Raw genomic sequence first — 21,169 nt, forward strand, 5'->3', positions numbered from 1 at the left:
GTTGTTTTTGCAGACTTTCAGTAAAATTCCAAGGAAAATTATGATTTATAGCATGACAGCATTCGCTCGCGTAGAAACGAAAAAAGAGTGGGGCTCTGCAGTATGGGAAATACGCTCTGTTAATCAGCGTTTTTTAGAGACCTACTTTCGCTTGCCGGAACAATTTCGCTCACTTGAGCCCATGCTGCGCGAACGTTTTCGTAAAAAGTTGGCCCGCGGCAAAGTAGAATGTGCATTGCGTTTTACTGCAAACGATGCAGCAATTACAACGCTTAGTTTAAACGAAGATTTAGCAAAGCAAGTCATGCAGGCAGCCGACTGGGTTCAATCTCACGGTCAGTCATCGGGTGTAAATCCATTAGATGTATTACGTTGGCCTGGGGTAATAGCGGCAGAAGAAGCCGACATGGATACCATTCATGCGGATGTTATGGCAGCTTTCGATCAGGGCCTAAAGGATTTTATTGATGCACGCGCTTCAGAAGGCGAGGCGCTAAAAGATATGATTACACACCGTTTAGACGCCATTGAAGCTGAAGTAAAAAAAGTGGCCGCCCGCATGCCTGAAATTATGGTGTGGCAACGAGAAAAAGTGCAAGCACGCTTCGAAGAAGCAAAAGTAGAACTAGACGCAGGACGCTTCGAACAAGAAATGATCATGTTGGCCCAAAAAGTAGATGTAGCTGAAGAACTTGACCGTTTAAATACGCATGTTAACGAAACGCGAAACATCATGAAAAAGGGGGGGGCTATAGGTCGTCGTTTGGACTTTATGATGCAAGAGTTTAATCGCGAATCAAACACTTTAGGCTCAAAATCTATCAGCACCGACATTACACAGTCGGCCGTAGAACTAAAAGTGCTGATTGAACAAATGCGCGAGCAGATACAAAACATCGAATAGGTTCCTGGGCAGAAAGTTACCCGTCAAGGATGTCTTAAAATCCCTATATCGCCTTGTGAAGATCATTAAAAATACAGGGCTTTTTTATTTTTCCCGTCCAAATCGGTTTGCAGATGTCTGTTACCATTCTATTTAAGGATTGGGGCAATAAGGGCTTTAATTGACAAAACAAGCCACTAGACATACCTTTCAAACAAAGCTTTCAAGCCAATATGACCGACGCCTCTGCATTTCTGTACGCGTCGGTTCTCATTTTAGCGTAGCGGTATGCTTCGCAAATGTGTTTCGATTGCTTCAATCATCGACTTGGTAAGTGGTAAATGCGCTTTTTCTTTCGCCCAGATTTCATGAAAGCCTGCCACGGTTTGCTTGGCAGTATCTAATACCAATTTTTCTGGCAGCATGGCTTTAGCCGCCAAGTGTGACAGCTCATCCAGCGTGAAATCACTGAATTTCTTGCTACGGCTCACCTTCAGCGACGCACTATCATCGGGGATATAAGGAATAGTCGAGACAAAATCATAAGCAGGCGCAATCGATGCGGTGCGCTTGTCTTTGTAAATCACAGACCAATTCTTCAAATGCATATCTGCATTGCCAATTAGGGTATTGAACACCAATCGACGCGTAAATTCTGCAATGTCCTTGTCTTGGCCTTCGATGCCGATAACCTGAGCAATATTGCGCATACTGGCTTTTTTGTATTTATCTTGAGGATAGACGCCAAACACTTGCGCAAAATCTTCAATATGTACGGCTCGATCACCTGCACGATCAAAGCGCTTGATCACAAACGCCTGATCACTTTTAAAAGCATCGCCAAATTTACCAATACCATCTGGGATATTAGCAATCTGGTTAATCGGGAGTAGCTGCGTTTCTGGCACATCCATCCCCAACATTCGAGCCAGTTCCATCATCGAATATTCATTTTCTGGCACAGCGTCAAAGCGAGACGATGGCAATTTCACAATCCAAGAGCCACCTTGACCGGTTGCTGGAATAGTCAAACCACCGTTTGCCTGTTGTACGGCTGAAAACTTCAACTGTACACCCGCTAATGAAAAACGCATTGGAACATCTATTTTCGTTTCATCGTCAATGTCTTGATGCACATTAGGCGGCAGCGCTTCGCCATCAGCAGGTTCAACCGTGATCGCACCTGCTAAATCTTGTCCTAACACCCACAATAGAAAAAATTCTCGTGCGGGGTTAACTCCGGCACGCTCTGCCAGGTAATGACGCAGAGTTTCTTCTGGCAAAAGGTTAGAGAAAAACGGCGTTAACTTGGTTTGGGTCGGTTTAAAATTAGTCAGTAAGCCACCCAGTGCATCTTTAAAACCCAGCCCTAACACGGGCCGTGATTCATCATGAATGTACGAATCCATAAAGGCAAAAAGCGTTCTGTCATTGCCCACGTTGGTGATCGTTGCTATGGGTTCGCCATAGAGCAACACGTTGAGCGTAGAAACATGATTAGTCATCGTCGTCTTCCCCTAACTGATATGCCGGTGACATCTGCTCAGCTTCATCGCTGATACCGTTAATACCTTGGCTGCTTCGAATGATCGACTTGATGGCAGGAACTGACTTTTTAGGCGCAACCAATAGCTCTAGGTCGAGTACACGGGCAAGTGCAATTAAACTGGATATTCTTAAATCAACACCGCCAGACTCGATTTTCGAAATATGACTTTGCGGCACCCCCGAACGCGCGCTTAACTCTCTTTGGCTAAACCCCTTGCGTACCCGAGCTTCTCGAAGACTTTCTAGTATCTGCTCTGTTACATAGCTCATTTCGATACGCCTTAATGCATCAATTAGGAATAATTATATACAAAAACATATCACCGTAATCCCACAAACACAAGAATGATTAGCTATTATGTATCATCTTGTGCTTTTTGATATTCAATTATAGATAGATCGTAACATGTGCGCTCAATTACCGTGGGCAGTTGGGACAATGGGGCAACACTTGATATGCCGAGCTTTAGAGGGTTAATAAGAGGAATTTGAGCCGCCCCAAGGGATGGGGCAATCGGGGATGCGATTTTACCCTTCGTTTTTTATGCTGATATTTCAATCAAATCGCTTTGATTAGTTCTAATGCCAACATTGAAACAGGCTAAATGTAATTGACAAATAATCTGATCGAACCTAAACTTACTAACAATATGACCGGCGCCACTGCATTTTTGTACGCGTCGGTTCTCATTTCTACCCCCGAAGTAACCATTCCTCCCAATCACTGATTACTCCAAAATCATCTAACGTTAAAATGTCGTTTCTCGATGCTGGACAAGCTTTAAGTAACTCGACAAGTCTAGGTAACCAAGTTGAGTTAGGGCAAATGACTCCCATGAGTTGAGCCATGATAGCAAAGTACAAAAATGGCTTTGTATTTTTAATATCTGGCCAATGATCAGGGCATGGGGAAGGTTCCAAGACGTTGATATTCCATAAGCGACTATGGTGAGCAGATACGTTGCGAATAAAGTTTAGGCTGCGAAGCCATTTTGCCATTGTATCGCCGTCAGCAAGCCCATACTTTTTTGCAATATGGTTTTTATCTTTGAATTGCAAGCCATCAAATAATCGTGATAACAATCCAAAATCCCAGACTTCAATAGCAACCCAAACAGGTAGCCGACCATCATATTTGCTTTTATAGTGAGTAATGAATGGTTCACGGCGAGATCGACGTAACATCGAGTTATACTTTTCAAGCCAAACTTGGTGCTCAGTTTTACCTTTGTTAGGCCCTTTTTTAATTAGCTTTTTCGTGAAATTCCCGTGTAAACACTCCGGATTCTCATGCGCACAAGGTTCTTTCTCACCAAGTAAATGAGCTACATCAACTCTGACAGCCATTTCAATCCGCTCTAATGCATCAAGAGCAAGCAACCTCAATTTTTTATCAAAGACATACAAGTTAACAACATCCTCAAAATGACTATCTTGGTAAAAGTGATCAAATCTAATTGGACACTTTTGTTCGGCTGAAGACATTACGTCTATTTCTCTAAGTGGATACCAGTAGCCACTCAAGCGGTAGTAACCTATGCGTGAAAGGTAATCCATTGCGGCATGCTCATTATCAATAAGCAGGCCGCGTGACTTTAGCAGTGAAAGCTGCTTTTCCATTGATATCCAAGGTTTAACATCGGCCATTTAACACTCCATAAAATCTAACATTTGGCGCTGCTTATGCAATGCCATCACTGACATCTGTAACAGCTCGGCGGCTTTCGATTCACTAACAATTCCCTCTGCCAATGCACGATAAACCAACTGCTCAAACAATAATGTCTGTTCTTGTGGATAAGGATTCCCTGGCTCCTGCTTACGCCAACCGTTTTTTGAGAACTGTATAAATATTTGGCGTTTTTTCTCTTCGGTGATCACACCAAGGTCGGCACTGCGATACAAACAAGCCGCCATGCTTAGGCCATATTCATGTTTCAGGAAATACAGCTCTTTGGGGTCTATGTTCGAACGTCGCTCTCCTAGATGCTGAAAAAGGCCTACTTCAGGCAGTAAAAACGCAGAAGCAAAGCGGTTGCAGGCCATCTCTTCGTCAAGGGATTCATCGAGTAAGCCATCTAAAACAAGGTGGCCAAGTTCATGCGCCAATGTGAACCGCTGGCGGCAACCAGGCCAATGAGAAGACACAACAACAATTGGCTGCCCTGATATTTTGGCTTGTAACCCATCAAATTTATCGGCTTGGGGTACGTTACTGACAATCACCAGAATACCTTTAGACTCAAGCAAGTCGATTAAGTCTGGTAGTGGATTCATACCTAACTGCCAATCTGTACGAACTTTGGCGGCAACCTGCTCTACTGCGTCTAAAGTGCTTACAACAGGAACGTCGGGGTGGTAGTTAAAACTCGCTATCGGGAAGTTTGGCCATACATTTTTAAGTGATAACCAGCGTTCGGCTTGGTCAACCACATCAGACTCAATCTTCTTTAGCAACTTAGCTGAAGCTGAGGCTTTTTTACGATACTCCACCTCCCCCAAAGTCACCTGTGCTGGGCGAAAGAAGTATTCAGTACGAACCGACAAAGCCGTCGCCAATTTAAGTAAAACTCCCGACGAAGGCATACTCTGGTCGTGCTCGTATTTCTTAACCATGTTGGCACTAATACCAACTTGCTCACCCAAGGCCTGCATCGACAGGCCAGCGGCTGCACGGGCTCGTTTTATACGCTCTCCTATCATACAGACCTCTGGTTTATAAAAACTAAAATTATTTAAAAAATATAAACCAAGTTGGCGTTCTTGTCGATTGGTTTTGCAGAGCAATCATTCGCGTGTTCGCAAACACACTTCCCCATGCCTTTATACCCATACGCCAAAACCACTATCCGTTTGGCTTTTGGATCGAAACGCCAAACAGGGAAATTAGCCCATTTACTGTTTGGCGACTCGATTGAAATCCAACGCTGGTAGGCCTTGCCATTACTGGATCAAAGCAAGGTTTGGCACTTTTTGCCCCCTAAACCAACCTCGAATCCAAAGTACAAACCGTTTGTTTTTTTAACCCAGAATAAAAACGATCGTTTGGCGTCTCGATTTTTTTGCACTAGCCAAATGCCGCCAAACAGAGCCGCATTGGACGATATATTTCAATCAGTTGCCGCGCACAGGTCATAACAAAAAACTGATTTGACTGGTTAATTTGATGGCCATTTCTTTCATCTATTTCACCACCGAGTCTGTACCCGACCACTGAAAATAGACGGCATGAAAAACCAACAAGGTGATAAGTGACGTGTTAAGGGCAAATGACAACGATTGGGATAGAGAATAGATACTTAATCTTTCCCCAAGCTAGGTGGAGTTGCAGCTAGGCGGCAAGCGAATGAGCCCCATGAGCATAGAAGACTATGTGATTGGGGCGAAAGAGCGTAGCCAACAACGCTGCGGCTGCACCTAGGAAGGGGAATCGCTTTACTGGTTGGGCATGGCGCGTTTACCCTCTACCCAGCATTAAGCCAGTGCGAGAATGCCGCTGAACGCTTAACCCGCCTGCTGACCTTTCAGTTACCACGCGTTAAACAAGCACACCCAGGCTGCCCGATTCACCAATGGCTAAATAGCATTGGCGCACAAGTGATCGTAGAAAAATGGCAAAGCCCCGAGCAATGGCCAAACCTGTATTGGCTACCTTTACCTGAGGTTGATGGCCACGCGCAAGGCGGGTTGGTTTTGTTACCGGCACATTTTTTACAGGTATATATGAACGGCACAATACAAACCAGAACATTGCAAGCAAACACACCGGCCAACGCCTGTATCTTTTGGTGCATCACGCCTTTGTCTAAAACAGGAAAGCGCGCTACCTTGCACCCCAAACAGCAAAACCGCGCTTTCCGGCTATTATTCGCCACAACAAAACGCTTAAAGCGTTGTTCAAACGCCGCTTCATCCGCTTTGAACTGATAGGCCTCACACAGCTGATGCAAATAGTGTGATGCCGCATCTTAACCACTGGCGCAAGTGCGATCCGCTTGCTCTTGTGATTGCTGCCAGTAGTGCTCACGCTGATTGTAGATATCCGTCAACGCTTTTTCTTTTTCCGCTTTTTCGAGGGCCATTTTCCGTAAGAGCGCTGCGGCTTGCTCTTGCTGTAATTGGCTTTGCGCTTGCTCGATAAAAGGGGAAATCAGGTCGGGGGTTAACCAATACTGATAGATTTTATCTGTGTTGGCAGGTTCTTTTCGCGTCAGCGCTAAGGCTTGGTGTCGGGTTAACTGGCCTTGCTCAAACAGCGTGAGTAAAAGCGTGTCTTTCTCTGCTTGCGAGAGATTATGGAGCCACGTATCAAACTGAAATTGGGTTTGTTTGGCTTGGTGACTGGGTTGTGCGTTCAGCACCATGGCGAGCGCCTTAACCAAGGCTAAAGGAATATCATACAGCGCTGCAAACGCCTGATCCTCTTCACTGAGGTGCTCAAAATCGAATTGGATTAACGGCACTCGCTCAACGTCATCATTAAAATCAAACGCTTTGAGCCACATGAAGTACACAAGGCGCCAATCCCCTTGCATTAACCCGCTGCGTAACCCAGCTAAATGCTGGAAAAATTCGTCGGCATGCTCATCGTCAAAATATTTGTCATACTCCTCAAGGGAAAAAATCAGCAACTGCCACTCATCGTTTTCGTGAACATGAAGCCCATCACTTGAAAAGCCAAGTAAAGCTTCAGGGAGCGTTCCTGCTGGTAGCTTAATGTAGGCATCGATTGAGCCCCAATCGGCATAGTAAAAACCGATATCAAAGTATTTTAACATCAGCTCGAAAGGCTCTGCCTTTAGATCACTGTAGGTGTAATACACCTGAAAGGACGTAGCGCTGATCACGGCACGGCTTGAAATGGCTCTCAGTGCTTGACGTGCTTTAGCATCTAAATACCCATCCAGACGCTCAAATTTATAGTATTGATATTCGCTTACGATGACCTTGCTATGTATTTATTGTGAATTGAAAAGTTTGTTTTACTGTCATTGAAAAAGCGCTGCATTTTCCTGTTTGCGCTGATCCAATGTCTTAGCAATCGCAGACACTGTTGTTTTACTGATCCCTTGCTGCTGTGCCAGATACGTAAATTGGCTGATGGCTTCTGCGACTTCTTCAATGACTTGCCTTGCATCATTCCAATTCGAAAAGCCAGCGCTGGTCGCTAGTTTTTGCATCACCTTAATCGGTGGGGCTTTACCATAACCGCCAAATGCAGTGGCGTGTTCGTTGAATGGATGTGGGCTGTAGGTAACATCGTAAAAAGGGGCAGGATCCCATTGACCGTCATCCGCTTGCAAAAACGCCCAGTTTTTACTGTGGTCGTCTTGATTAGACGACAGCAGGTTAAAAATGGCTCGGCGAAATTGCAGCTGCCCGGCGGCTGGTGATTTACACAACTGACGGCTGGCTTTAATCAAGTCAATATAATCTAAACTTGGCGTTCGAAAGTCTGCATCCAGCAGCCCGCAAGCGCTGTGCATATGCAATCGACCTGAACTGCGATTGCAGCTTAAATTGGTCTGCTCCGTGACATAATCAAAACGCTTAAGCGCTAACCAGGCAGACGCACCGCTTTTAGTTGGTGCTTCAATGAGTTGCCAAACTGGTGGTTGGCACTTCGCTTGCTCAGCCATTTGCAAATAAACCGCCTCACACAAACCTTCTTCATGGCCGAGCGCAAGATTTTTAGAAGTAAACTTAACCAGCCATGCTTCATCTCTAGGCTGAGCGAAGGTTCGACAATGCTGAGTTTCCCCAGCAGGCATATAAATCTGTGCCTTGGGCCTTGCCCCACCCGAACTACCTCCAGCGACTAATGCGGCCAACACCTGTTGCGTATGCCCATCTAACTCATCGTAATTATCATCCATATAATCTGACATCGAAGCATCGAACAGCGTTTGTGCTTCTAAGCCTAACGTCGCTAGATAAATATCCGTGTTCGTCGTGGTTGAAAACTCAGACACCGGAGAAAAAGACAGCGCTCCCATGCCTTTATCACCAACAAAAGCCAGCCGGTCCATCGCTGTTAATTGATTAGGCAAAATGCCCTGTTGCCGGAAAATACGATCTTGCAACAGCATGCCCCAGCCGTCGGGTAAACAATCGCCAAATACGCCATGTACACCTTGGTGCGGCGCTTTAGGTGCGACTTGAACTTGCACGTTCGCTTGCAAGGTAAAAGGTGATAAATTGCCAAACTGCTGCAAATAGCGGTCTGCATACTGAAAAAAAACACCTTGTCGATTCTGCGCCAAGACCCCTACAGCAACCTGCTCACCTGAACTTAACGTACGAGTTACGGCGAGTTTTTGAATGGGTTTAAAACTCATCTTTTAGCACCTCATCAATACTCGTGGGAGTAGCAGCGCGTTCTTTGCTAGGTTGCGTGAGTTGATAGAGCCTCTCTAGCGAATCAAGTGTTTGCCAAAGCAACAGCAATTGGCGAAATGAAATTTGCCCGGTCAGCTCAAATTTCTTAATGGTGGCCGCAGGTACGCAGCTTCGCTCAGCAAGCGCAGCGCGTGACAGCTTTGCCTGCTTTCGTAACTCACGTAAATAAGCCGCATAGGCTTGGCTTACATCGGTATCATCAAGTAAGGTAAAATTCATCCGCAAAGACCGAGTGGATACAGTTATATCCATTATAGCCAAATAAAATATAAAGTGGATATTATTGTATCCGTTATAAAATGAAGTGTTGAAAAAATTACTCGATAAAGCCTTTCAAAACTGCTATTTTTAGACTCTAACATCAGCGTAAAAACGGCGCTGTTTTTCCGTAGTCATAGCTTCGAGCACCACTAAAATTTAGTAAAAGCCATAGGCAAGTGGTGGCCAGTTTGGTGGGCAAACAGGCATTTTTGAACGGTTTCTTTTCGATAAACCATTGAGTTTATTAAGGTCTAGGCCGCTACTCAATGAGCAGATCCAAAACATCGAATAGTTCTTAACTCAAGCAGGTAACGTGCAGCCCAGCATAGCAGCGCTGGCTTTAAGTAAGCGCTAACTGACAGGAATACTATTGATATCTAAGCAAAAGAAAGAGCCAAATGACAACCATTTATGAGGTAGCGGCTCGGGCCGGAGTATCTTTATCCACGGTATCTCGCGTACTCAATGGCAAGGCATCTGTGAATGCAGAAATGGCCGATAAGGTAAAACAAGTCGCAAGCGAATTACATTATACTCCGAGTCAAAAGGCCCGATCACTGGCATCTAAATATAGTCATGCGGTTGGTGTTGTATTGCCAAACAAAAATATGTTGTTCTCTTCGCACTTACTTTTTTCTTTTGAACATATTTTGCGACAATACCAAAAGCATTGTGTAGTCGCGTTCTCTCACGATACCCTTGAATCAGAAAATGAGGCAATTGAGTTTTTGTTATCCCAAGGGTGCGATGGAGTATTTGTTAATACCATTGCATCTTCTCCAATCGTATCTACTACAAAACATTTGCAGGATAAAAGTCACCGCGTTGTCACCCTGAGTCAGAGCGAACTCAACATTGGTATTACGGGGTTTTCTGTGTCTATTTTTGAGGTGGCAGCATACGCGTTTAAACAACTTAGAGACTTGGGTCACAACGATATTGCGCTAATCAGCGATAATTCTGAGTTAGTGAGTCATACCAATGAAATATCGGTAGTGCTAAAAACCGCTCTTTCTCGACTATCTGTATCTGGTTCCATATCGTTTCGGCCAGAGCTTTCCATTTATGTGGGCAGTGAAGATGCAGGCGACCCATTGCTGGATCTTCTTGCTAAAGAAACCGCTTTTTCAGCGGTTATTTGTACAAGCGAGGCGCTGGCTAAGCTCATTGCAACCAGTGCAAAAGAGTTAGGTATGGAATTGCCAAATGATTTGTCCATTATTGCAGCACAGGCACCAGATATGATCTTGAAAACTGCGGGAAGTCCATTGTCATACCATGTATCAACAGTGGCTTATTCAACTCTAGATATCGCTAAGGTTGCAGCAAGCTACTGCTTATCGAGCTTTTACGAACAAGCCACAGATGAGAGCATATCAAATTTAGCGCTACCTACTTCTACAGCACCTATCTTTCTTGACTATGGAAGCACCACTTCTTTTACCTAAAACGCGCTCCAAGGGCTTTTTGAACATCCCCCTTTAACGATCAGTAACAAAGCAATAAAGATTTACACAAAGTAACGCGTTATGCTGTGCATAACACTTTTATATAAGGGCATTAATATGAATCGGATGTTAGCTGTTCTCCTTTTGTTAGTCAGCACAGCTGTATTTGGCGCTGAAGGGATTGAAAATGATAACGGTAATAAATCCGATGAAACCGAGATTTCACGCATACTCAATGCCTTGCATGAAAAAGCATCTGTGGCTGACTATGAAGGTTACTTTGCGTTATATGCTATCAATGCTGTATTTATTGGTACCGATGCCCATGAGGTGTGGAGTATTGATGACTTTAAAGCCTACGCAAAACCCCATTTTGATAAGGGAACAGGCTGGACGTATTTACCTCGAGATCGGCATATTTACTTTTCACCCGATGCTCAGGTAGCGTGGTTTGATGAACTACTGGATAACAAAAAATTAGGCGAAACACGAGGCACTGGTGTGTTGATAAAGACCGACGATACGTGGAAGGTAAGCCAATATCATCTTGCTATACCAATTCCCAACAGCCTGGCTTCTTCAGTTGCATTACAGATTAAAAAGCAGAAAAATTAACCCGCTGAGGAAAACAGCAGGCAAAAAATAGAGTCATCTATGTGACTCTATTTTTCACTAAATATACCCTGTAATTAGGTATTTGATTGTGTCAGTGGTTGAATCTCCATTTCAACACGACGGTTCATCGAACGATTGGCTGCACTGTTATTGGGTACTTTGGGTGAATATTCACCCATCCCTACTGTCGTAATACGCGTTGAATTCACAGAAAAGTTGATAAGCTGATTTTTCACCGCAACGGCTCTTCGTTCAGACAACGACTGATTGTATTGTTCAGCCCCAATATCATCTGTGTGGCCTTTAATCATTAACACGGTTTTCTCGTAGTTATTCACTACCTTTGCGACGTCTTGTAAAACCGGATTAAAGCTTGTACTAATATTTGAACTGTCAGTAGCGAAGGTAATGTCGCCAGGTAGTATAAGGCGAAGATTGTCACCTTCTCGGACAACTTGAACACCTGTGTCAGATAGCTCGCTACGTAGCTCTTCTTCTTGCTTGTCCATGTAGTTACCAATTGCACCACCAGCAATGGCGCCTACCGCTGCGCCCCACGCATATCGACTTTTGTCGTTATCGCCCGTTGCTTTACCTAGCACAGCGCCTAACACAGCACCAATTGCGGCACCTTTTTGGGTATTGTTTGGATCGGTTGCACAGCCTGCAACGGCAAGTGAAGCAGCAATCAAACTTACAGCTAATGTCTTTTTCATAACGTCCTCTTTTTCGCTTGGCGCAATAATCGCTTATTTAAATAGTCGATAAATGTACCTGCCCAGCGTTCTGTTGATTCATCACTATCAGTCGTTGTATGAAACTTTTTGTTCACCTTCGACGGTAGTAAATTTACTTGTTTATACGCTTACTTATTTACAGATAGCAGCAATAACTGATCCACTTTCAATTACTGCGGGCGTATACATGGTTTTGACGGTTTCCCCAACTTTGCGTCACCTCTTTATAGCTAAAGGCTTAACGGCATATAGGATTAGATTAAATGAATGAAGCTGAACCCACGATTAACATGATTAAGTGTTTATTAAAGGTATTGCTAGATTTTTATAAGAACTAGATATAACTGCATTTTCAACGCACGATCAGCACAATCGCTTGTAATCTCTACACACTAACAACTGTTGCTTATTAACAACACCTCACTGATATTTCATCAGTGAGGAATCGCTGTAATCACGAGTCATTCGGGTTAAGTAAAAGCGTGGTGGAAGTGGATTAGAGCATGCTTAGCCGATAGACACTGAGCGCTCAAAGAAACTATTTACATCTATCTTGTAGTCTGACGCAATAACCGCTTTTTGTATCTTTAATGAGTGATCGCTTGAGAGGTCAATATCTTTGGGCGTTAAATAATGACTGCTTTTCACTGAGTAGAATACTTTTACAATAGGAGATAGCGGTGAATCATTTTGTTTTAACACCATAGCCAATCTGTCGTTGGACAACAACACTAAACTTCCTACGGGGTAGACTCCCATACATTTTATAAACTGCTGTACTAAACTTACATCAAGGCGCGTTGGCGCATCATTCATTAGTATTGAAAAAGCTCTTTGACTGGACATGCCACTTTTATACACTCTATCGGCAGTTAACGCATCGTACATATCAGCAATTGCTAGCATACGACCGGCTGTGCTTATTTCATCACCTTTCTTTCCTGCTGGGTAACCTAATCCGTCTAAACGCTCGTGATGCTCACTTATCGCTTGGATTAACGGTTGTGCCACGTCAGTATTCTGTAAGTAATCTACACCGTGGTTAACATGACCTTTCATAACATCCATTTCTGCATCGGTGAGTCTTCCTGGCTTATGTAGGATCTCGTCGGGAATATTTATTTTACCTAGGTCATGAAGAAAGCCCGCGTAAGAGAGGTCTTGTACCTCTGCTTCAGACATTCCTATAAAGCTTGCGAAATTAGCCAGTAAAATAGCGACGTTTAGAGAATGCTCGAGGAGATAGTCATCTTTTTCACGAATTTTGGTTAAACACAGCAATGCATCGGGGTTTCTATCTACCGACTCTACCAATTTGTTGGAAAATGCCTTAGGGATACTGGCATCGAAAGGGGTTTCTTTTTTAACACTTTCCAGTAAAAGCTTTTGTATCGCTTTACCTTGAGCATGTAATTTCTCTGCCCTTACAAGCTCACTCTCTAATGAAATGTTTGATTTCTTTTTTGCGCTTATATCAGCCGATTGGTAAGCTAATGAGGATGCTTCCTGTTCGCCTTTTTCTGACACTGGTTTAAATGCTTTTTCTGTATCGATAGCAAGCAGTTTAACACCCTGGTTTTTAAGCAGGTTTATTACTTCTTGCGAAGTCACCTTACCTTGGTTTTTGACGGCCAACGAGCCTTTCTGCACAAGAATTTTATGAACAAACATACCTGGCTTTAATTCATTAATACTGATTTTTTTTAGCATTCGTTGTACTGCGCTCTCGATAACTGCAAAGGTATGGCTTAACTATTTAATACTCTAACGTAAAAAGTACGGTATACAAGTCAGGTTGCCAACCGTAATCTTTAATGCTGACACCACCATTTTTAACCAACACTCCCTCCATTAAAAGACGTGCGCTCTGCTCTCGACCTAACTCTGAGTCGAAAGGAAAGGCTATTTTTCCGTTGGCTCTAAGCACCCTGTGCCAATTGTGTTGACCATCTAACAACCTCAAGTACTTTCCCATCAGCCTTGCTCGTCCAGGTAAACCGCACAAATCGGCGAGTTGCCCATAGCTCACTACCTTACCGCTAGGTACAAGTGACAACGTCTTCTCAACTCGTAATTTTATCGCGTTTTTCTCTATCATGTATATTAAACAATCTTCCTAACCACTGTATTTGCCGATAAACTGCTCAAGATACTAGTGTTATAACCCTACTGCTTATTGAGACGATGTCAAAAAACTCGCATAGACTTTACTGTTCTTCATGCAACTACCCGCAAGCAACTTGTGTGTGTAGTGCAATAGAAATTATTACTGTTCCTATCAATGTGATTATTTTACAGCATGTAAAAGAACAGCGGCACGCAAAAAATACAGCACGTTTAGTGTCATTATGTGTACCTACCACAAACGTTATTAGCACAAACGACAACGACGCTATTAATACCTTACGTGATCAATGTGATGCAACCAATTCGGCGGTTATTTATCCGAGTAAAGAAAGTATAGCGATAGAAAGTGGTTTCAAAACACCATCTAAAGGTGTAAATACTATTATTTTTATAGACGGCAGTTGGAAACAAGCATTTGGTATGATGCAAGAATACAATTGGCTTCAAACATTACCAGCTTTCCATTTTAGCCAAGCGCCCACCACCAATTACGATATTCGACATACGGGCGTTCGTAAAGCACTATCGACACTAGAAGCGGTAGCTTATACCTTGTCATTCGTGTTTAAAGCCAACGTTGCTCCGTTACATAACGCGCAGAGATTAATGCAGCAGCATTGGCAGGGTCCACAATCTCATCGTCGTGGAAGCGAAAAAAATCCTATTCCTTGAAAACGTTTAGTATTTAAAACTAAGCTCTACAAGAGATAAAAGAACCCATGAAAAAGGAAGCGGTAATAGGCACAAAATTAAATACAGGGCATGACTTCTCGTTAGTGGTGATTTAAATTTTTCTACCTCATTTAATAATTGTTCTATTTTTCTACTTTCGCTATGAGAATTGCCGCTCTGTATGAGCGTTGTTATTTCTTGGTCATTATTAGCTATCAGCTGCTGCGACAAAACTTTCAATTGCCTAATTATCTGTAACATGGGCCATAGAACAATTAACGAAAAACTAGCTCCAAAAACAAAAATTACCGTTATGTCTAACCCGTGTACCGGCTGATTTACCCAAAACACGGGCATTATTCCCATAGCGAATAATAAAGTTAAAGCTGTATTTAACCCGAATGTAAGTAAATTCTGTAAAACTAAAATCTGTTCAGATAGGCTTTCACTTTTTACTGCCATCGATAGGGTTCTCAAGTATTGGTTGTTTGTTAAAACTTGAAAGCAAAATAGAGAAGTAAGCACCCAAAAAGGAATAGCGGTCACTGCAATAAAAAACACCTCAGGTTCATTTATACGAGTGATAACATTCTCTGCAACCATGTAAACAATAGGCATAATAAACCCAATTGATGTTGACCAAACGAGATGCTGCTTGAACTTTCGGGAAATTTTGCTGCGATGATAATAGAAGTTTTGATATTGCCGATTAATCTCGAGCATTTTTTCTAAGTTCTGAGCAACTTTTTTGTGAATGTACCGAATAGCGAATAAGAAATAACAGGTAAGTAAACTTATACCCAATGCGGTATTAAAATCACGCTGAGCATTTGCAGATGGAATAGGAACGCTAATAGTACCTATAAATATATGCACTATCATCAGTATACAAAGCAATATAATAGGATAGAGAACCAATGTGATATTTTGTGATTTCATTGTTGAAAAGCAGCATCATGAATGATGAATACTACGTTTTTGCCTTCTTTCTATTTGAAAGTAATGACTAAGAGCCAGATGAGTATAATAAGACTAAGACTGGCGACATATTTTTTAATTTCGATTAACTCTCTTGTTCGTGCAAGGGTATATTCGCTGCGAGCGACAAGGGTGTTATCGCCAATTGACACATCGACATTTCGATTAATATACCGTGTTTTGTCGACTTTGTCTGAAATACGTCGACTATCTGCACACCATACACTGTATAACTTCAAAGTTTTTTTTATCGGCCCGCAAATAGCGAAAATAAAAAACACTAAAATAAATGCTAGTTCGCTTACCATCATTGGTCTATTTACATAAAATAAGGGTAGCAAAAGTGTTAAATAAATTAACTTTGATATGTTTGATACACCGAATTTAATAACTGTAAACGTCCCGTTCAAGCGGTCACACTGACTTGAGATACTTATAAGAACGTTATGACTCAAATAGTTGATATTTGAATTTATCTGAACTAAAGCGAGGCCTAAAAGGAAGTAAAAAATGACGTTATTTAAAAGATAGACATATTGATAAAGGGTAGGTGATATCGCTAGCAGGCCCTCTACAAAAACTGAGAATGTAACAAAGATAAGTGCAACAACTAATGCGTTGAATCCATCAAGGGTGTATCTAGCTCCAACTTGCTTTCGTATGAAACTAAATTCACTTAATTGATGGGTCTTTATCAATAATGAAATTAGCACGCTTAATAGGTTTACGTTGTTAAACTTCAAACATAACCACAAATATCCACTACCGAAACTCATCATTACCCCTGATAAAAGGTACGCACTCACAAAATCATCAGTTACTGTAGCGTTAATGCCTAAAGCGGTAACAAATTGAGAGAAAATTAAAAGTACAGTAGTCAAGCACGGACATAATGCGATAGAAAATGTATTTTTTGAACTGCTATCAGAGACCAAACTCATTGTTAGTAGACGTCTTCATTACTGACAGATAAAACTATATTAGTTAAAACCTTTAAGGCCAATCTAAAAAATAAGCTAAATGTACAATAAATTACAATCATCAAAATTATCACGTAAAGTAAACACTCACTATTCACGAAGAGAGACAAAAAACCCGCCTATTGGCGGGTTTTTTAATATAACTGCTCGCTTATTTGCGTAACTTCCTGATGAGGCGAAGTTGCGCGATTGCTTCTGCTAGCTGGTGAGCTGCTTCTGCATAATCGAAGTCAGCGCCTGGGTTGGCGATGTGCTCTTCTGCACGTCGTTTGGCTTCTTCTGCTGCCTGCTCGTCAAGATCTTCAGCTCGAACCGCGGTATCAGCCAGTACGGTGACGTTACCAGGCTGTACTTCAAGCACACCACCAGCAACATAAATTACTTCTTCTTCACCGAACTGTTTAACCAAACGCACCATACCAGGTTTAATAGCAGAGATAAGTGGCGCATGGCCTGGGTGTATACCCAATTCACCTTCGCTACCTGTCACTTGAATCGTCTCTACAAGACCAGAAAATATTTCTTTTTCTGCACTTACTACGTCCAAATGTACTGTCATTGCCATGTGAACCTCCTGATTAGGTACGTTAGCATTCTTAAGGGCTTAGCGTTAACTAGCCTCCTAATTATGCTTTATTGGCTTTCTCTCGCGCTTCTTCAATAGAACCAACCATATAGAATGCTTGCTCTGGAAGATCGTCGTATTCACCACCCAGGATACCTTTAAAGCCACTAATTGTGTCTTTAAGAGATACATACTTACCTGGAGAACCTGTAAATACTTCTGCAACAAAGAAAGGCTGAGATAGGAAACGTTGAATTTTACGAGCTCGTGATACCACTAGCTTGTCTTCTTCAGACAGTTCGTCCATACCCAGAATAGCAATAATATCTTTCAGCTCTTTGTAACGCTGAAGGACCGTCTGTACGCCACGTGCTACGTCATAGTGCTCTTGACCAATTACTAATGGGTCAAGTTGACGAGATGTTGAATCTAGTGGGTCTACCGCAGGGTAGATACCAAGAGACGCGATATCACGGGAAAGTACTACGGTTGCATCTAAGTGAGCAAAAGTTGTCGCAGGAGATGGATCCGTCAAGTCATCAGCAGGTACGTATACCGCTTGAATTGACGTGATTGAGCCTGTCTTCGTTGACGTAATACGTTCTTGAAGTACACCCATCTCTTCCGCCAGCGTAGGCTGATAACCTACAGCAGAAGGCATACGACCTAACAGTGCTGATACTTCAGTACCTGCTAGTGTGTAACGATAGATGTTATCTACAAAGAAGAGCACGTCACGACCTTCATCACGGAACTTCTCAGCCATTGTAAGACCAGTAAGTGCTACGCGAAGACGGTTACCCGGAGGCTCGTTCATCTGACCATACACCAACGATACTTTATCAAGTACGTTAGAGTCGTTCATTTCATGATAGAAATCGTTACCTTCACGAGTACGCTCACCAACACCGGCGAATACAGAGAAACCACTGTGCTCAATTGCGATGTTACGAATAAGCTCCATCATGTTAACGGTCTTACCAACACCGGCACCACCGAACAAACCAACTTTACCACCCTTAGCGAATGGACAAACCAAGTCGATTACTTTAATCCCAGTCTCAAGTATTTCTACTGAGCTAGATTGATCTTCGTAGCTAGGCGCTTCACGGTGAATAGACATACGCTCTTCTTCACCAATTGGGCCCGCTTCGTCGATTGGGTTACCCAATACGTCCATGATACGGCCTAGTGTAGCCGTACCCACTGGAACCATAATTGGGCCACCAGAGTTTTCTACTAAAAGACCACGACGTAGTCCATCTGTTGTACCTAGCGCGATGGTACGAACAACACCGCCACCTAACTGCTGTTGCACTTCCAGGGTTAACCCTGATAAGTCACCTTCGGTAACTCGTAGTGCGTCATAAACTCTTGGAACCGCATCTTGTGGAAACTCAATGTCCACAACGGCGCCAATGATTTGGACGACCTTACCTTGACTCATAATTTGTCCTCGTTATCTCTTTTAAACCTTTGCCTACACCGCTGCGGCACCGCTAACAATCTCACTAATCTCTTGTGTGATTGCAGCTTGACGCGCTTTGTTATATACCAGTTGCAGATCATCAATAAGATCGCCGGCATTGTCGGTTGCTGCCTTCATGGCAACCATTCGCGCAGCTTGTTCTGACGCTGCGTTTTCTACAACACCCTGATACACCTGAGATTCAATGTAACGAACCATTAAGGCTTCCAAAATTTCTTTTGGATCTGGTTCGTAAATGTAATCCCAACGATGTTGATATTCTTCGTCTTGCGACTTTGGCAAAGGCAATAACTGATTGCTCACAGGTTTCTGTGTCATGGTGTTTACGAAGTCATTGAATACCAAGAATACTCGGTCTATCTTGCCTTCGTCGTACGCTTTAAGCATAACGCGAACAACACCCACTACATCACTCACTGACGGCTTATCACCCAATCCAGACTCGGCTGCTAGCAAGCTACCGCCAAATCGATTGAAGAAACTACACGCCTTCGCGCCTAATGCAGCGAAATCTACTTCAACACCCTGATCACGCCATTGTTTAACGTTCTGAGCGACAAGCTTAAATTCGTTGGTGTTTAAACCACCACATAAGCCTCGGTCAGTGGAAACCACAATATAACCAACACGCTTGACTTCACGCTCTTCCAAGTAAGGATGGCGATACTCAAGGTTACCGTTAGCAATGTGACCAATCACTTTTAGCATGTTTTGTGCGTACGGACGACCTGTGGCCATACGTTCCTGCGCCTTTTTCATTTTAGACGCAGCAACCATTTCCATTGCACTGGTAATTTTTTGAGTATTTTTAATACTCCCAATCTTACCTTTTATCTCTTTACCGCTGGCCATGACTATCTCTCCGATTACTCAACGTGTTGCTGGTAATGTTGTTACACATTACCAGCTGCATTGATTACCAAGTTTGTGTCGCTTTAAAACTAGTTAATGCGTCATTCAACTTAGAGGCAATCTCGTCGTTGTAGTTACCTGTTTCGTTGATAGTCTTCATAAGGTCAGCGTGCTCGCTGTTCAAATACGAGTGAAGAGAGGCTTCAAAATCTAAGATTTTGTCCAGTTCGACGCTCTTTAGAAACCCTTTTTCTACCGCGAACAGGGATGCACCCATATCAGCAATTGAAAGTGGAGCATATTGCTTTTGCTTCATCAGTTCAGTAACGCGTTCACCGTGCTCAAGTTGCTCACGAGTCGCATCATCAAGGTCTGAAGCAAACTGCGAGAACGCAGCAAGTTCACGATACTGTGCAAGTGCTAAACGAATACCACCACCTAGCTTCTTGATGATTTTAGTCTGTGCAGCACCACCAACACGAGATACCGATACACCCGCGTTTACGGCTGGACGGATACCTGAGTTGAACAAGTCAGTTTCTAAGAAGATCTGACCATCAGTAATCGAGATTACGTTTGTAGGTACGAATGCAGATACGTCACCAGCTTGCGTTTCGATAATTGGAAGCGCAGTTAATGAACCTGTTTTACCTTTCACTTCACCTTTGGTGAAACGTTCAACGTATTGATCGTTTACACGTGCAGCGCGCTCTAGTAGACGCGAGTGAAGATAGAAAACATCACCTGGATAGGCTTCACGACCTGGTGGACGCTTAAGTAGCAACGAAATTTGACGATAAGCAACAGCTTGCTTAGACAAATCATCATATACGATTAATGCATCTTCACCGTGGTCACGGAAAAACTCACCCATTGTACAACCAGAATACGGCGCTAAGTATTGAAGCGCAGCAGATTCAGAGGCAGAAGCAGCAACAATAATAGTGTGCTCTAACGCTCCATGCTCTTCTAGTTTACGTACAACGTTTGCAATCGTTGATGCTTTTTGACCAATCGCCACGTACACACACTTAACGCCTGTACCTTTTTGATTGATGATAGCGTCAATCGCCATTGCAGTTTTACCGCACTGACGGTCACCGATGATCAGCTCACGCTGTCCTCGGCCTACTGGCACCATCGCATCAACAGATTTATAACCTGTTTGGATTGGCTGATCTACTGGCTGACGTTCAATTACGCCTGGTGCAATTTTTTCAACAGGTTCAAAACCTGCAGCTTCAATTGCGCCTTTTCCATCGATTGGCTCACCTAGTGTGTTAACAACACGACCAAGTAGAGCGTAGCCTACCGGAACTTCAAGAATACGACCTGAAGATTGTACTTTATCGCCTTCTTTCAGGTCCGCATATGGACCCATAACAACAGCACCTACTGAGTCACGCTCAAGGTTTAGTGCCATTGCATAGCGGCTTCCTGGAAGCTCGATCATCTCACCTTGCATTACATCAGCAAGGCCATGAATACGAATAATACCGTCGGTTACTGCGACGATAGTACCTTCATTGCGTGCTTCACTGCTTACATTGAACTGTTCAATTCTTTTCTTGATCAGTTCAGCAATTTCAGTGGAATTAAGTTGCATGCTCTTATC

The 21,169-nt window shown here is 43.1% G+C and carries 19 protein-coding genes and 2 pseudogenes; 5 read left to right on the top strand and 16 right to left on the bottom strand.

Features of this window, described 5'->3' with window-relative positions; all coding sequences use genetic code 11:
* Positions 1–40: 40 nt before the first annotated feature.
* Complete coding sequence (locus ACOJR9_RS18730) at positions 41–904, top strand: YicC/YloC family endoribonuclease (protein ID WP_420934378.1); 864 nt, start codon at positions 41–43, stop codon at positions 902–904.
* A 254-nt stretch (positions 905–1,158) separates the two neighbouring features.
* On the opposite strand, the gene ACOJR9_RS18735 is transcribed toward ACOJR9_RS18730, so the two are convergent.
* The 4 genes from ACOJR9_RS18735 to ACOJR9_RS18750 form a co-directional block, all read right to left on the bottom strand.
* Positions 1,159–2,388, bottom strand: a complete 1,230-nt coding sequence (locus ACOJR9_RS18735) for a type II toxin-antitoxin system HipA family toxin (protein ID WP_420934379.1) — start codon at positions 2,386–2,388, stop codon at positions 1,159–1,161.
* Positions 2,381–2,701 carry a helix-turn-helix domain-containing protein gene (locus tag ACOJR9_RS18740; protein ID WP_092593979.1) on the bottom strand — a complete coding sequence of 107 codons (321 nt, stop codon included), beginning with the start codon at positions 2,699–2,701 and terminating at the stop codon, positions 2,381–2,383. Before ACOJR9_RS18740 ends, ACOJR9_RS18735 begins: the two co-directional genes overlap by 8 nt.
* Positions 2,702–3,124: 423 nt before the next feature.
* Positions 3,125–4,078 (bottom strand): Abi family protein, encoded by a 954-nt coding sequence (locus ACOJR9_RS18745; protein WP_420934380.1) that lies wholly within the window; start codon positions 4,076–4,078, stop codon positions 3,125–3,127.
* Complete coding sequence (locus ACOJR9_RS18750) at positions 4,079–5,134, bottom strand: helix-turn-helix domain-containing protein (protein WP_420934381.1); 1,056 nt, start codon at positions 5,132–5,134, stop codon at positions 4,079–4,081.
* A 702-nt stretch (positions 5,135–5,836) separates the two neighbouring features.
* Between ACOJR9_RS18750 and ACOJR9_RS18755 the strand changes: the two are divergent.
* A pseudogene (locus ACOJR9_RS18755) lies at positions 5,837–6,331 on the top strand (hypothetical protein); the annotation flags it as partial.
* Here the strand turns inward: ACOJR9_RS18755 and ACOJR9_RS18760 are convergent.
* The 3 genes and pseudogenes from ACOJR9_RS18760 to ACOJR9_RS18770 all read right to left on the bottom strand — a co-directional run.
* A pseudogene (locus ACOJR9_RS18760) lies at positions 6,283–7,374 on the bottom strand (hypothetical protein); the annotation flags it as partial. The pseudogenes ACOJR9_RS18755 and ACOJR9_RS18760 sit on opposite strands and share 49 nt — an antisense overlap.
* 45 nt (positions 7,375–7,419) lie before the next feature.
* A complete protein-coding gene (locus ACOJR9_RS18765) occupies positions 7,420–8,769 on the bottom strand; it encodes a type II toxin-antitoxin system HipA family toxin (RefSeq protein ID WP_420934382.1) in 1,350 nt (449 codons plus the stop codon).
* Complete coding sequence (locus ACOJR9_RS18770) at positions 8,759–9,049, bottom strand: helix-turn-helix domain-containing protein (RefSeq protein ID WP_420934383.1); 291 nt, start codon at positions 9,047–9,049, stop codon at positions 8,759–8,761. The genes ACOJR9_RS18765 and ACOJR9_RS18770 overlap by 11 nt, the downstream gene beginning before the upstream one ends.
* Before the next feature lie 440 nt (positions 9,050–9,489).
* On the opposite strand from ACOJR9_RS18770, the gene ACOJR9_RS18775 reads away from it, so the two are divergent.
* Both ACOJR9_RS18775 and ACOJR9_RS18780 read left to right on the top strand, forming a co-directional pair.
* Positions 9,490–10,539 carry a LacI family DNA-binding transcriptional regulator gene (locus ACOJR9_RS18775; RefSeq protein ID WP_420934384.1) on the top strand — a complete coding sequence of 350 codons (1,050 nt, stop codon included), beginning with the start codon at positions 9,490–9,492 and terminating at the stop codon, positions 10,537–10,539.
* A gap of 117 nt (positions 10,540–10,656) precedes the next feature.
* The gene (locus ACOJR9_RS18780) at positions 10,657–11,154 is read left to right on the top strand and encodes a nuclear transport factor 2 family protein (protein WP_420934385.1); all 498 of its coding nucleotides are present in this window, start codon (positions 10,657–10,659) and stop codon (positions 11,152–11,154) included.
* Positions 11,155–11,228: 74 nt separating this feature from the next.
* Here ACOJR9_RS18780 and ACOJR9_RS18785 read toward each other — a convergent pair whose 3' ends face one another.
* The 3 genes from ACOJR9_RS18785 to ACOJR9_RS18795 form a co-directional block, all read right to left on the bottom strand.
* Positions 11,229–11,870, bottom strand: coding sequence for an OmpA family protein (locus ACOJR9_RS18785; RefSeq protein ID WP_420934386.1), 642 nt, complete (start codon positions 11,868–11,870; stop codon positions 11,229–11,231).
* Positions 11,871–12,398: 528 nt separating this feature from the next.
* Entirely contained in the window at positions 12,399–13,601 is a 1,203-nt protein-coding gene (locus ACOJR9_RS18790; RefSeq protein ID WP_420934387.1) for an HD-GYP domain-containing protein, read from the bottom strand.
* 46 nt (positions 13,602–13,647) lie between these two features.
* Positions 13,648–13,989, bottom strand: coding sequence for an MGMT family protein (locus ACOJR9_RS18795; RefSeq protein ID WP_420934388.1), 342 nt, complete (start codon positions 13,987–13,989; stop codon positions 13,648–13,650).
* Positions 13,990–14,135: 146 nt separating this feature from the next.
* Here ACOJR9_RS18795 and ACOJR9_RS18800 point away from each other — a divergent pair, with 146 nt between their 5' ends.
* Positions 14,136–14,690 (top strand): tRNA-uridine aminocarboxypropyltransferase, encoded by a 555-nt coding sequence (locus tag ACOJR9_RS18800; RefSeq protein WP_420934389.1) that lies wholly within the window; start codon positions 14,136–14,138, stop codon positions 14,688–14,690.
* A 6-nt stretch (positions 14,691–14,696) separates the two neighbouring features.
* Here the strand turns inward: ACOJR9_RS18800 and ACOJR9_RS18805 are convergent, their stop codons facing one another.
* The 6 genes from ACOJR9_RS18805 to atpA form a co-directional block, all read right to left on the bottom strand.
* Positions 14,697–15,629, bottom strand: coding sequence for a hypothetical protein (locus ACOJR9_RS18805; RefSeq protein ID WP_420934390.1), 933 nt, complete (start codon positions 15,627–15,629; stop codon positions 14,697–14,699).
* 50 nt (positions 15,630–15,679) lie between these two features.
* On the bottom strand, positions 15,680–16,609 hold the full coding sequence (locus ACOJR9_RS18810; RefSeq protein WP_420934391.1) for a hypothetical protein: 930 nt from the start codon (positions 16,607–16,609) through the stop codon (positions 15,680–15,682).
* Between the two features lie 190 nt (positions 16,610–16,799).
* Complete coding sequence (locus tag ACOJR9_RS18815) at positions 16,800–17,213, bottom strand: F0F1 ATP synthase subunit epsilon (RefSeq protein WP_420934392.1); 414 nt, start codon at positions 17,211–17,213, stop codon at positions 16,800–16,802.
* A 61-nt stretch (positions 17,214–17,274) separates the two neighbouring features.
* The gene (gene atpD / locus ACOJR9_RS18820; RefSeq protein ID WP_420934393.1) at positions 17,275–18,660 is read right to left on the bottom strand and encodes a F0F1 ATP synthase subunit beta; all 1,386 of its coding nucleotides are present in this window, start codon (positions 18,658–18,660) and stop codon (positions 17,275–17,277) included.
* Positions 18,661–18,693: 33 nt separating this feature from the next.
* The gene (gene atpG / locus ACOJR9_RS18825; RefSeq protein WP_420934394.1) at positions 18,694–19,554 is read right to left on the bottom strand and encodes a F0F1 ATP synthase subunit gamma; all 861 of its coding nucleotides are present in this window, start codon (positions 19,552–19,554) and stop codon (positions 18,694–18,696) included.
* A gap of 64 nt (positions 19,555–19,618) precedes the next feature.
* The gene (gene atpA, locus ACOJR9_RS18830) at positions 19,619–21,160 is read right to left on the bottom strand and encodes a F0F1 ATP synthase subunit alpha (RefSeq protein ID WP_032095250.1); all 1,542 of its coding nucleotides are present in this window, start codon (positions 21,158–21,160) and stop codon (positions 19,619–19,621) included.
* Positions 21,161–21,169 lie beyond the last annotated feature (9 nt).

This window comes from Alteromonas ulvae (genome assembly GCF_048987005.1).
GTDB lineage: Bacteria > Pseudomonadota > Gammaproteobacteria > Enterobacterales > Alteromonadaceae > Alteromonas.